Source organism: Pseudoalteromonas sp. 2CM32C (assembly GCF_023161925.1).
Lineage (GTDB): Bacteria > Pseudomonadota > Gammaproteobacteria > Enterobacterales > Alteromonadaceae > Pseudoalteromonas > Pseudoalteromonas marina.
Window position 1 is genome coordinate 253,248 of sequence record NZ_JALNTI010000005.1, and the last position, 12,689, is coordinate 265,936.

General features: G+C 40.1%; 13 protein-coding genes and 1 riboswitch. Of the genes, 7 read left to right on the forward strand and 6 right to left on the reverse strand.

All coding sequences use genetic code 11. The features are described from left to right. Positions 1-68 precede the first annotated feature (68 nt). The 3 genes from MTF67_RS11890 (at position 69) to MTF67_RS11900 (ending at position 2,516) form a co-directional block, all read left to right on the forward strand. Positions 69-491 (forward strand): ATP-dependent zinc protease, encoded by a 423-nt coding sequence (locus MTF67_RS11890; RefSeq protein WP_006793169.1) that lies wholly within the window; start codon positions 69-71, stop codon positions 489-491. A gap of 74 nt (positions 492-565) precedes the next feature. After that, complete coding sequence (gene rimK, locus MTF67_RS11895; protein WP_006793168.1) at positions 566-1,471, forward strand: 30S ribosomal protein S6--L-glutamate ligase; 906 nt, start codon at positions 566-568, stop codon at positions 1,469-1,471. Further along, complete coding sequence (locus MTF67_RS11900; protein WP_248519629.1) at positions 1,458-2,516, forward strand: succinylglutamate desuccinylase/aspartoacylase family protein; 1,059 nt, start codon at positions 1,458-1,460, stop codon at positions 2,514-2,516. The genes rimK and MTF67_RS11900 overlap by 14 nt, the downstream gene beginning before the upstream one ends. 60 nt (positions 2,517-2,576) lie before the next feature. On the opposite strand, the gene MTF67_RS11905 is transcribed toward MTF67_RS11900, so the two are convergent. The 4 genes from MTF67_RS11905 to recQ form a co-directional block, all read right to left on the reverse strand. After that, positions 2,577-3,149 (reverse strand): mechanosensitive ion channel domain-containing protein, encoded by a 573-nt coding sequence (locus MTF67_RS11905; RefSeq protein WP_006793166.1) that lies wholly within the window; start codon positions 3,147-3,149, stop codon positions 2,577-2,579. A gap of 119 nt (positions 3,150-3,268) precedes the next feature. Beyond that, entirely contained in the window at positions 3,269-4,978 is a 1,710-nt protein-coding gene (locus MTF67_RS11910; RefSeq protein WP_248519630.1) for a POTRA domain-containing protein, read from the reverse strand. A 104-nt stretch (positions 4,979-5,082) separates the two neighbouring features. Further along, positions 5,083-5,367, reverse strand: coding sequence for a DUF3630 family protein (locus tag MTF67_RS11915; RefSeq protein ID WP_039038263.1), 285 nt, complete (start codon positions 5,365-5,367; stop codon positions 5,083-5,085). A gap of 7 nt (positions 5,368-5,374) precedes the next feature. Then, positions 5,375-7,198 (reverse strand): DNA helicase RecQ, encoded by a 1,824-nt coding sequence (gene recQ, locus MTF67_RS11920; RefSeq protein ID WP_248519631.1) that lies wholly within the window; start codon positions 7,196-7,198, stop codon positions 5,375-5,377. A gap of 107 nt (positions 7,199-7,305) precedes the next feature. Between recQ and MTF67_RS11925 the strand changes: the two genes are divergently transcribed. Next, positions 7,306-7,761: a thioesterase family protein gene (locus MTF67_RS11925; RefSeq protein WP_006793162.1), complete on the forward strand. Its 456-nt coding sequence runs from the start codon at positions 7,306-7,308 to the stop codon at positions 7,759-7,761. Between the two features lie 51 nt (positions 7,762-7,812). Then, positions 7,813-8,733, forward strand: coding sequence for an EamA family transporter RarD (gene rarD, locus MTF67_RS11930; RefSeq protein WP_010556565.1), 921 nt, complete (start codon positions 7,813-7,815; stop codon positions 8,731-8,733). Between the two features lie 8 nt (positions 8,734-8,741). On the opposite strand, the gene MTF67_RS11935 is transcribed toward rarD, so the two are convergent. Beyond that, positions 8,742-9,977, reverse strand: coding sequence for a diguanylate cyclase (locus MTF67_RS11935; RefSeq protein WP_248519632.1), 1,236 nt, complete (start codon positions 9,975-9,977; stop codon positions 8,742-8,744). A gap of 85 nt (positions 9,978-10,062) precedes the next feature. Continuing rightward, a complete protein-coding gene (locus MTF67_RS11940; RefSeq protein ID WP_248519633.1) occupies positions 10,063-10,437 on the reverse strand; it encodes a DUF413 domain-containing protein in 375 nt (124 codons plus the stop codon). Positions 10,438-10,528: 91 nt separating this feature from the next. Here MTF67_RS11940 and MTF67_RS11945 point away from each other — a divergent pair, with 91 nt between their 5' ends. Beyond that, complete coding sequence (locus tag MTF67_RS11945) at positions 10,529-11,383, forward strand: LysR family transcriptional regulator (protein ID WP_008128976.1); 855 nt, start codon at positions 10,529-10,531, stop codon at positions 11,381-11,383. 185 nt (positions 11,384-11,568) lie between these two features. Next, positions 11,569-12,498 (forward strand): porin, encoded by a 930-nt coding sequence (locus MTF67_RS11950; protein WP_243531631.1) that lies wholly within the window; start codon positions 11,569-11,571, stop codon positions 12,496-12,498. Between the two features lie 47 nt (positions 12,499-12,545). Next, positions 12,546-12,685: riboswitch (cobalamin riboswitch) on the forward strand. Positions 12,686-12,689 lie beyond the last annotated feature (4 nt).

Below are 12,689 nucleotides of genomic sequence, written 5' to 3' on the forward strand. Positions count from 1 at the left end.
ATAAATTTATTTTGTTGGTGTTTTTTCACCCGTAGCGTATAAACCTCTTTTTTACTAAGGGCACATTTATGACGACAAAAATAACAATAGGTTGGCGTGAGTGGTTAAGTTTACCTGAGCTTGGTATTGAGCGGATCAAGGCTAAAGTTGACACTGGTGCACGCACTTCATGTATTCATGCAATTAACATTGAAGAATACGAAGTTGATGGCGAAAAGTGGGTTAAATTTACAGCTCAACCGTTACAAGATGACGAAGAAACTCAAATTACTTGTAATGCTAAAGTGAAAAAAATGAAATACGTAACCAGTTCCAGTGGTGAAAAACAGCTGCGTTATTTTATAGAAACAACATTACATGCGGGTGAACATAGCTGGCCTATTGAAGTCACCCTCACAAGCCGTGCAACCATGAAGTTTAGAATGTTGCTAGGTCGAACAGCCATGGAGAATCGTGTCATTGTTGACACGGCATTATCTCATTTATTATAAAAGTATTGGGCTTAAGTTGCATAAAAAGCAGCTATTAAGCACTAATGCTATAAAATTTAGTTAAGGTTTTAACTATGAAAATCGGTATTTTATCTCGTAACAGAAAGCTATATTCAACACGTCGTTTAATCGAGGCTGCAGAGGCTCGTGGGCATGAAGTGAAAGTGATAGACGCACTTCGCTCGTACATGAATATAAACTCTGAACAGCCAGAAATTCACTATCGCGGTGAAAACTTAAAAGATTTCGATGCCATTGTGCCGCGTATTGGCGCATCGGTAACATTTTATGGCTGTGCCGTTTTACGCCAGTTTGAAATGATGGGGGTATACCCAGTAAACGAATCTGTGGCTATTTCTCGTTCACGCGATAAATTACGTTCGTTACAGTTATTATCACGCAAGGGTGTAGGCATGCCTGTAACGGGTTTTGCGAGCAAACCTGATGACGTGAAAGATTTACTCGAAATGGTTGGTGGTGCACCGGTTGTGATTAAATTACTAGAGGGCACACAAGGTATTGGTGTTGTACTTGCTGAAACGCGCAAAGCTGCTGAAAGTGTAATCGAAGCTTTCATGGGCTTAAAAGCCAATATTATGGTTCAGGAATACATTAAAGAAGCGGGTGGTGCGGATATTCGCTGTTTTGTGTTAGGCGATAAAGTCATTGCGGCAATGAAGCGCCAAGCGCAAGAAGGTGAGTTCCGTTCAAACCTTCACCGTGGCGGTAGCGCTACACTAGTTCGCATTACGCCTGAAGAGCGTAAAACCGCCGTTGCTGCAGCAAAAGCAATGGGCTTAAATGTAGCGGGTGTAGATTTACTTCGCTCATCTCGTGGGCCTTTAGTGATGGAGGTTAACTCATCACCAGGTCTTGAAGGTATAGAAATAGCAACTGGTAAAGACATTGCGGGCATGGTGATTGATTTCATCGAAAAAAATGCCTCAATCAAAGGAACCGCAACTCGTGGCAAAGGTTAAAATTAACCGTCCTTTCACTTTATTAGGTGAAAGCATTGGTGTTGGTGAACGCAAAACGTTAGCTTTAGAAGCTGCAAAGCTTTATACCCACTCACCCCTTAATATACCTATAGAGGTTGTTAATGGCGTAATGGAAGGCCCTGTACTAATGGTATGTGCCGCTATTCATGGTGATGAATTAAATGGGGTAGAAGTTGTACGTCAATTACTGGCTAAAATAGATCCAAGCCAGCTACGTGGCACGCTTATCGCGGTACCCATTGTTAACGTGTTTGGTTTTATTCATAAGTCGCGCTATTTACCCGACCGTCGTGACATGAACCGCAGTTTTCCAGGTTCTGAAAGAGGGTCGCTAGCGGGTCGTATGGCGTATATGTTTTTCAATCAAGTTGCAGTGCATTGCACACATATTATTGACTTACATACGGGTGCTATACACCGAACAAACTTGCCACAAATACGTGCAAATTTGGCGGATGAAGCTACGGCGCAGATGGCCAAAGCCTTTGGCACACCAGCAGTAATAGATGCGTCATTGCGTAATGGTTCATTAAGAAGTGAAGCGGCGAATTTAGGCATACCGGTTATTACTTACGAAGCGGGTGAAGCGCTGCGTTTTGACCCGATTGCAATAGCCGCAGGTGTACAAGGTGTTGATTATGTAATGCGTCATTTAAAAATGATGCGTGGTAAACGCCCTAAAAGAATACCTGAGCCTATCATTGCGCGTTCAACAAGTTGGGTGCGTGCTGAAGTAGATGGTATTGTGCGCGCTCAAGTTTCGTTAGGAGAGCGTGTGACAAAAGGGCAAGTACTGGCGTTTATAAGTAGTCCACTTGGTGATTCTGAGCTAGAACTGCGTGCGCCACGAAGTGGGATTATTATAGGTCAGCAAACTATGCCATTAGTAAATGAAGGCGATGCTGTATTCCACATTGCTTACTTTGCAAACGACAATAGCGTGGTTGAGCAGCAGCTAGAAACATTTATTGATGGAATAAATGATTTAGAAGATGAGCTAAAAACTGCAGAGCTAAATAACTAATACTTAAGCAATTAGTAAAAAGCCGCTTTAATCATTAAAGCGGCTTTTTTTATATAAAAATTATGATTTTTTAGGGCCTATAATACGTTTAACAGCAGGTGCTTTTGATGGTTTAGGTTCTGCGTTTAAAACCAAAACAGGGCGGGTAACAAATAAGTTATTAGGGTAAATGACGCGGTGCCCATCAATATGCTCAAGTACGACATTCATTAAACCCATTTCGACAATTCGCCCTTCAATATGGTTTGCGCCATCGATAATGCGTACCCAAAAGCCAACACGGCAGTCGTTTTGAATAAACATTAATAAAAACGCGGTCAGGTTACTTAATAATGACCATGCTGCAAATAGCGCTACACCTAACATTGCAAATAGTGACGAGCCTAGAACCAATAATCCTCTTAGTTCAATACCCCAAAATACCAGCACTAGACATAACATGACAAAGGCAAGAATAATTTTAAGAAGTAACTCTGCGCGGTATTTACGGTGCAAATCAACTTTACCTTTAATGGCTTTTTCAAGTAGCTTTTTAGTTAGCTTTAAAAGCACTGGAAATAGTAACAAGGCAATAATGGTAACTATAAGTTTATATTGATTGGTGAGTAATTCTAAAACATCTAAAAATTCCAAAAGAGCGCCTTTTGCAGTTATGTGACAATTAAAAGTAGTAAATAAAGCAACGTGTTAGATGAGTCTTAACTAGCTTAAAGGCCTTAGTTTAGCGTGTTATTTTGGTGCTAAGTAGCTATTTAAAAAGATTTTTTTACACTGACAAGCCACTGCACAGAGTCGACATCGTCGGCGCTATCTATGGGGGCGGCTATATCAAGGTGGATCATAGTTCCTGCATTTGCTCTACTTGGTGCTAGGCGCAAACCAACGCCTACATTTTTGAGTACATGATTACTTTCACCATTTGTTTGGTCATTAAACCATGCCCTACCAATATCTATAAAGCCTGCGCCACCTACTTTAAATAGTTGTAGCAAATCGTACTCCCAGTAATAGCGTTTTTCTAGGCTCACTAAAAAGCTACGGTCGCCATGTTGATAATCCATAGGGTAACCACGCAGGCCTGTCTCGCCACCTAAGGTAAGCTGTTGGTCGGCAGTTAGATTTTTTGCATATTGTACGCGACCTTTGACATACCAAGACTGATCAACACTCGTATTTAGATAATATTGTACTTGCGAGGTCGCTTTAAAATTTTCGAGTTGTTTTTGTTCTTTGTTCCAAAACCCCTCTAGGTTTGTGCTAAAACGCCAAAGCGTATTATCGCCAGAAAAATGCGCTGTTTTAACATTAAGCGAATACACCAAGCGGCTATCGTCATCACTTAATGACTCATCTGAGTAACCGAGTAATGCTTGTGCATTCCAGCCTAGGTTTAAATCTTCAGTGCGATAAATACTGTCAAAATTTCGTACCTTAATAAAATTATCCTCAAACCAATGGCCGCTAATATAGGGATAACTGTAGCTTCTATCTTTAGCTAAAGGCTCAAACGTGGTTTGAATAGCAGTAAATGTATGCTGCTCATCTACATAACCTAAGCTAATTCGCTGGGTCCAGCTATTACTTAATGCTTTAGAATGACCAATAAAAATGCGATTGAGATCGGTTGTTTGATCAAATTCACTAATTTCTTTACCACGCCGGTATAAGGATTCTTCTCGCTGCTCTGAGTAGCTTAAAATACCGTAGCTGTAAGGTGTGTCTATGGCATAAAATGGATAAGTAAGCTCAAGTAAATGACGCTTACCATCGCTGTTATCGGCATACTCTACGCGACCACGGTAACGGCTAGAAAAAATATTAGGATCGTCATATACAAATAAATAGCCACTACGATCGCTATCGGTTGTACGAGAAAAAGACAACCTTTTACCCCACCCAAGCAAGTTTGATTCTCTAAAACCAATGCTCGATTTATTTTCGCCTCCGCTGCGGCTAAAGTTTATTTCTGGCAAGAGTGTCCATAAATCACGGGTAATTACTTTTACATCTATGTCGCCATCACAGTTTTCTGTTGCGCTAATTTGTGCGTCGTATAGGTAGTTTTCTTTTCGCAGCAGGCGCTCCGATTCAGAAAGTTTTTTGGCATCGTAAAGGTCGCCAGAGCTAAAAAGTAGTAAATTTTTAATTACCTCAGGCTCAGTTTGAATGTGTGCCCGGTTAGCAAACCTAAACAATGCGTTATTTTCTTCTTCAAGGTGGGTATTAAATACGTTGAGTTGCTCAAGCGTAATGGTGGCAATTTTTGCATCAGGCTTTGCGGCAACAAGCACTGTTTCATCGTTAAGTTGGCGGCGTAGTTTTTCTTCGCTCAAATTTATTGATGACTCAAGAGGACAGCTACCAATGTTTGAAGGAAATTGCTCAGCAAAGGCGCAAGGCATTAATAAAAAAAGACAAATTAACCCACCACAATAGGGCGAAAACCACGTATTACTAACCATTAAGCCTCTTATCTACTGCGTAGCAAACGACTACCGTGATATCAGCTTACATCATTGTTATTTAATTGTAAGTAAAAAGCATGGGTGTTAACAAAATAATTAATTTAGCTTAAGTAATAGGCCAGCGCTGCTAATAAGTGCTCAGCTTCTGGGCCTTCGCCGTTAATCCAAATACTTTGGCTGTAGTGTTCGTAATTTAGGTTAAACGCTTGTTGGCTATAAGAAAAACGTACCTGATGCCTATCCGCTCCCGCCGAATACTCGCTAATAGCGATATCGTCTGAATGTAAAAATAAGGTACTCCACAGCTCAAAGTCTTCATCGTGTGGCGGCTCTGTTGGGGTAATGATGATGCATTGGTGCGTGTGGTCGTAATCTATTTTGCTCATAATTGGCTTATTGTGTGGCTAAGTAGTTGCGAATTGCTGTTAAAAAAGCTCCGCCGTATTTGTTTAACTTGGTAAAACCAACGCCAGATACTTTTAAAAACTCACTGTCGTTCGTGGGCATTAGCTGCGCCATTTCGGCTAACGTTTTATCATTAAATACCACATACGGTGGCACATCGTCGGCATCTGCAAGTTCTTTACGTAATAAACGCAAGCGAGCAAATAGTTTTTTATCGTAATTAAATTGCGCTAGCTTATCTTGATATACGTGTTTTGCTTGTAAGCGAGGTTCAGCTAATTGCAGCGCGTATTCGCTTTTTAATATAGCGCGGGCGGCTTCGGTTAAGCGCAAAGAGGCGCCTTGTGTTATATCTTGGCTTAGTAATCCTTGGTGGATTAATTGGCGTAAAATACTCAGCCAAAACTCACTGCTTCTGTCTTTACCTATGCCGTAAGTGCTCAACTGATGGTGGTTGTTATCGCGAATACGACTCGTATTGGCGCCACGTAATAGCTCTACAATGTATCCTAAACCAAATCGCTGTTCAGCTCTGTATATACACGAAAGCGCTTGTTGGGCAACAAGCGTACCGTCAAAGCTTTTTGGTGGGTTTAAGCAAATATCACAGTTACCACATTGCTCGCGTTGGTATTCACTAAAGTAGTTAAGTAGTATCTGACGGCGGCACGTTTGTGCCTCAGCAAAGCTTGCCATGGCATTAAAGCGCTGCTCTTCTACACGGCGACGTTGCTCGTCGTCAATATCTTCAAAAAAGCGCCTTACACGGCCTATATCGGCAGGGTCAAAGTACATAATTGCTTCGGCGGCTAAGCCATCGCGTCCTGCTCTTCCTGTTTCTTGATAGTACGCTTCTATACTTTTGGGAATGTCGTAGTGCAAAACAAAACGTACATTGGGCTTATTAATCCCCATACCAAAAGCCACGGTTGCCACCACTATTTGAATATCGTCACGGGCAAACCCTGTTTGCACAAACTGGCGTTGTTCGTTGCTCATACCTGCATGGTAAGCGGCTGCATTAAGGCCTGCGTCGGCAAGTTTTTCTGCTATGTCGTCAACACGCTTTCGGCTAGTACAATAAATAATGCCACTTTGGTTTTTTTGTTCTTTTAAGTAGCGTAATAGTTGCACCATAGGTTTAAATTTCTCTTCTATGGTGTAACGAATGTTAGGTCTATCAAAGCTGCCAGTATGAATGTAAGGCTGCTGAAGTTTTAACTGTTCAACAATATCAAAGCGTGTGGCTTTATCGGCCGTCGCTGTAAGGGCCATCATGGGCACATGGGCAAAGCGTTGCTTAAGTTCGTTTAAGCGAAAATAATGCGGTCTAAAATCATGACCCCAATGCGACACACAATGCGCTTCATCGATCGCAAATAAGCTTATTTTTAAATGCGATAATCGCTCTAAAAAATCACGTTGTAATACTTTTTCGGGGGCTACATACAATAGTTTAATAAGCCCTTGGTGAAGTTGCTGATAAACACGTTGCTGTTCTTCGCGAGCTAGGCTGTTATTAACATATGCCGCTTTTACACCCAAAGCTTGAAGCTGCGCGACTTGATCTTGCATAAGCGAAATAAGTGGCGAGATAACAATGGTCACCCCTTCAAGAACTAACGCCGGAATTTGATAACACACAGATTTTCCGCCACCAGTGGGTAGCAAAACAAGTGTGTCCTGAGCATTTAAAGCGGCATCAATAACGGCTTTTTGGCCATCTCGAAACTCGCTGTAACCAAACACTTGTTTGAGGACAGTCTCGGGTTTTCGCACTAAGGTGCTTGAAGATAGTGTAGATGTATTCATTGGCGGGTATTTTAGTGTTTTTTTTATAAGATGTCTTTAGCTTTACGCTCGTAGTTTTAAACAAGGTATGTTTTACTCGATGTACCTATTAATATCAGAGAATAATAATGAATAAAGAAATGTTAATTGAACAAGTGGGGGCGCTATTCGTAAATGGTATGCCGTTTAATCAATTTTTAAATATATCGGTAGAATCACTTAGCCCAGAACAAGCTAAAATTACATTCCCGTGGCAGGATGTTTTTATAGGTAACCCAGCCCAAAAAATTCTTCATGGTGGGATTATTTCAGCGGTGCTCGATAACGTCGGTGGTATGCTCGCAGCGGCGAGTGTGATAGATAAGCTGACCGATTTAGATATGAACAGTGTACAAAAAAAATTAGCAACACTGGGCACTATTGATTTACGCACCGATTATTTGCGCCCAGGAAAAGGGGATGTGTTTACCGCCAGTGCCACGCTTATTCGTTCAGGTAATAAAGTGTGCGTGTGCCGAATGGAATTACATAATGAGCAATCTGTACAAATCGCTTTTGGCACGGGCACGTATTTAGTTGGATAAAACCTGTTTGGCGAGTAAACTGGCGACCTTTTAAATCACTAAGTGTTTACTATGCCAATTGTTACCGAGCAGCGTAAAGGCGCAATATTTGCCTGTCTTGCTTTTGTTATGTGGGGTCTTGCTCCCATTTACTTCAAGTTAATACAACATGTGACTGCATTTGAAATATTAATGCATCGTGTTGTGTGGTCAGTCGTATTTTTAATTTTAGTGGTGAGTGTTCTAAAGTACTGGCGTAAAATTAAGCACATTATAATACAGCCCAAACTGATGTTAATGCTGGTTGTCACCTCGGGGCTACTTGGTTTTAACTGGGGATTATTTATATGGGCGATTAACAATAACCATATGCTCGATGCAAGTTTAGGCTATTACATAAATCCGCTGTTAAATGTTTTATTAGGCATGCTTTTTTTAGGTGAACGCCTCCGAAAATTTCAAGGTGTGGCTGTTGGGCTTGCGTTCTCGGGTGTGATATTACAGTTGGTGAGTTTTGGCTCGTTCCCTGTTGTTGCTTTTTCACTCGCTATATCGTTTGCACTTTATGGCCTATTACGAAAAAAGCTTCCCGTTGAGGCGTTGCCGGGCATTTTGCTCGAGGCGTTAATATTACTACCAGTGGCGTTGGTTTATTGGTGGATGATGGCACCTTCTGCTACTTCAAGCCTGCCAAATAACGATTGGCTTACTAATTTACTTCTTATTAGTGCTGGTATTGTTACCACATTGCCGCTGCTTTGCTTTACAGGTGCCGCTAAGCGCTTGCAATATACAACCCTAGGCTTTTTTCAATATATAGGGCCTAGTTTAATGTTTATACTTGCTGTGGTGTTTTACGATGAGGTATTTGATACAGAAAGGCTTATTACCTTTGCATGTATTTGGAGTGCTCTGGCTATCTTTAGTTGGGATTCTTATCATCAATCACGTAAGCGTAAAAAAGCGGCCATTACAGCCGCCGAAGTTGCTTAACTATTTATTTAGCTAGTTACTTGGTTGCGACCAGCTTCTTTAGCCTCATAAAGTTTTTGGTCGGCCTGTTTTAATAATGTATCCATTTGATAAACGGGCCCGCCAGAAAAGCCTATTGAAATGGTCAGTTTTATTTTTTCTTTACTAAACTCTTGGCTGTTATTTTCTACAAAATACCTAAACCCTTCCAGTCTCTTCAGTGCTTCTGGGGTGTTTTCATCAGCAAAGTAAACGGCAAATTCTTCGCCACCTAAACGCGCGACTAAATATTTTTTAAAGTATTTTTTAAAGCAAATAGCCAGTCCTTTTAAAACCTGATCGCCTGTATCATGGCCATATGTGTCGTTAATAGATTTAAAGTGGTCTATATCAATCATAGCCAGTGAGCCGTTTGCCTTTTTGAGGCTGAGCGCTTTTAAAGACGTATTTGCTTGCTCAAAAAAGTAACGACGATTAGGTAGGTCAGTAAGGTAATCCGTATTCGCTTGGCGCTTAATTGTGGCTATTTGTTGAAGCATGTCGACGTTTTGGCTTAGCCTGCAATAAAACTCTTCGTTATTAAAGGGTTTATGGAGGTAGTCATTTGCGCCATTTTTTAAAAATAAAGTAGATAGCTCCGACGAGTCAGCGCCTGAAATACCAATAATTGCTTTTTCGTCGTTATTGTATAATCTGCGAATTTCACTGCATAACTCATCGCCATTCATGTTGGGCATCTCGTTATCAGTGATGATCACTGAAATGTCGGGTGACTTTGCCAACATTTCAAGTGCTTGCTTGCCATCCTCAGCTTCAGATACTTGATATTTATGACGTAACAATAAGCTCACAATATAGTGGCGGGTAGATATAGAATCATCAACAACTAATACTTTTACACTTTCGTTGCGAGGCAAACGCTTAAGCTGTTTTTCAAGATATTGATAAGCTTGTTTATTTTCTTTTATTATGTAATCAATTATTGGAAATTTTTCAACAGTATCACGTGTTTTTTTATCAATGCTACCCGTCATGACAATGGTGGGGATTTCTGCGTTAATTGTGCACGGTACTGCCTCACCATTAGGCGCATCAGGCAAAATAAAATCTACAACAGCGCAAAAGTAATTATTTTGACTAATTAGTATTTTTGTTTGTGCTAACGTTTCTGCTACATCTACTTCGTAGCCTACTTTTAGCGCTATATGTTTCTGCACAAGCGCTATAGCAGGTGTATCTTCAACTATTAATATTTTTCGCTTCACGGAACACCCAGTTTATATTATGCAAAAAAATTGCTTAATACACTTTGTAACCGTAAAAGCGCCAAAAAGCAAATAGCTGAGTGTGTTATAGGCTATCTGATTCTGAAAAACTTTCATTATTTATTGGCGCAGGGCTCGATATTTTTGAGCGGCCAAATAAGGTATGAAACTTCGTTTTACATGTCGTAAGCTTTAGGTATTTTAGCCATGCTCGCTCAATCGGATTAGTTGGTTCTTGTGAGCCAGTTACTACGGCTACAAAATTTTCTTGGTGCTCATTTTGTGGTTCAATCGTCTTACTATATAAACCTTTTAAAACAATGCCATGTTGTTCTAGTATACTGGCTTCTAATAAGGTGAAATTTCCGCTGCGGCTAAAACCACGTGGAAAATTTTGATCATCATAAAATTGACGTTGGCTAACAAATGCTTGGCGTAGTAGTGAAATGTTAATGCTCATAGCTATATCCTCATACCCTATTAATTAGTTGGAGTATGATGCAAGTTTGGCAATTTTTTAAACAAGTTATTTTTATCGTGAGGATAAAAAAGTGGATATCGATTTATTAAAAACATTTGTTGAAGTAGTGCGCACGCGTCATTTCGGTAAAGCCGCAGAGAACCTCTATATAACGCAGTCGGCGGTCAGTTTTCGTATTCGTCAATTAGAGCAAGGGCTTGGTGTTAATTTATTTATTCGCCAGCGTAATAATATTCAATTAACAGCGCCTGGTGAGCGGTTGTTGCCTCATGCGCAAATGATCATAACTGGTATGCAGCGCGCCAAAGTAGATGTAGCCCTTGCTGATAATATGCATAAACAAATTAGCTTGGCAGGGACGCCTAATATTTGGGATGCCTTTTTGCAGTTTGGTATTACTAATATTGTGTCGGCTATGCCGGGAGTCTCTTTGGTTGCTGAAGTTAAAGCCCAGCAAGAAAGCACGCGATTATTGCTTGAGCGCACGCTTGATTTAGCCATTTTATTTGATCCACCAAAAGTAGATGAGTTAGTTGTTGAGCGTATTTGTGAACTGCCTATTATTCCTGTAAGTGGGTATGACACTGCAACAAACGAAAACTTTTTTGATAATCAGTACGTGTATGTTGACTGGGGAACGACATTTTCACTTTGGCATGCACGCCAGTTTACCGGTAAAACGCCTCCTTACTTTAGAACAAGTACCGGACGAATTGCGTTAGATTTAATACTACAATGTGGTGGTAGCGCATTTATTCCACATGTTTTGGTTGAGCAACATTTAGAAAATGGTGAATTATTTCATGTAAAAAACGTAGAAAATACGTCAAGAGATATATTTGTAGCCTACCATAGAGATAACGAACAAAAGGAACTGATAGAAACACTCATAAATTTACTACCTACTATTAAGGCACATGCTTAGTAATTGGATTTTAAGTGGGTACATATTTGTATGATTGATGTTCATGTCCTTTTGATTTCATAAATAATGCAGTTTTATTAACTTTAAAAGTCAAAAATATTTCATTTGTAATATTTCTGTCATTTAGTGGTGACAAACTGCAGTCGTTTTAAAAATTAGTCTTTTGTGATTATCGAGGAAATAACATGAAATTTGTAAAATCGAGCTTATGTGTCGCTTTGCTAAGTGGTTTATCTTTTAATGTACTTGCTGACGTTGATGTTTACGGTAAAGCAAATGTGACTGTTCAGTCTACAGATGACGGCGAAGGGTCGTTCACTGAAATTAAAAGTAATGCATCTCGTTTTGGCCTTAAAGGTTCAGAAAAAATTACCGATGGCTTAGAAGCAGTTTATAAGTTTGAGTTTCAAGTTGATGTAACAGATGCAGACTCAAAAGGCGACGACGATAATATTTCTGCGCGTAACCAATATGTTGGTGTTAAAGGCTCGTTTGGTCAGGTAGTAGTGGGTCGTAACGACACGGCGTTTAAACAAGCGCAAGGTAAACTCGATTTATTTAATGACCTTGAAGGCGATATTAAAAACGTATTCAAGGGTGAAAACCGTTTAGGTGATTCAATTACATATACTTCTAACTCATACGAAGGTTTTAAAGTACTTGCTACTTTTATTGCTGAGGATGATGTAGATGCTGATAACGGTTACTCAATGGCAGTAACTTACGGTGATTCAGCACTTAAAAAGAGTGCGGTATATGCCTCAATTGCAGCTGACAGCGAAGTAAATGGTTACGATGTAGTACGTGCGTCAATCCAAGGTAAAGTTGAAGACTTTAAACTCGGTGCTATGTACCAAACTCAAGAAAAAGTAGACGGTTCAGCTGAAGGTGACGGTTACTTATTAAATGCAGCATACAACATGGGTAAAAACACGTTTAAAGTTCAGTACCAAGCAATGGACTTTGACGATAGTGATGATAAAACAGCTATTTCAGTGGGTGTTGATCACAAGCTTAACAAAAACATTAAAGTATTTGGCTTTTACTCAAGCTTTGATATGGACAACAACGTAGACCAAGATTACTTAGGTTTAGGTATGGAATATAAGTTTTAACGACGAGTTAAAACACTCCCTTTTTAACCGCGCTGTAATTAGCGCGGTTTTTTTTGCTTTAAATTATTTACTTACCCGCCCATAATAGAGCTTCATTTGGAATGAGGTGCAATTCCTCAACTGTTCCCGCAACTGTAATTAGCGCTATGCTTTAAGTCAGATACAAATCAATTTTTAATGAGCGGGCCTAC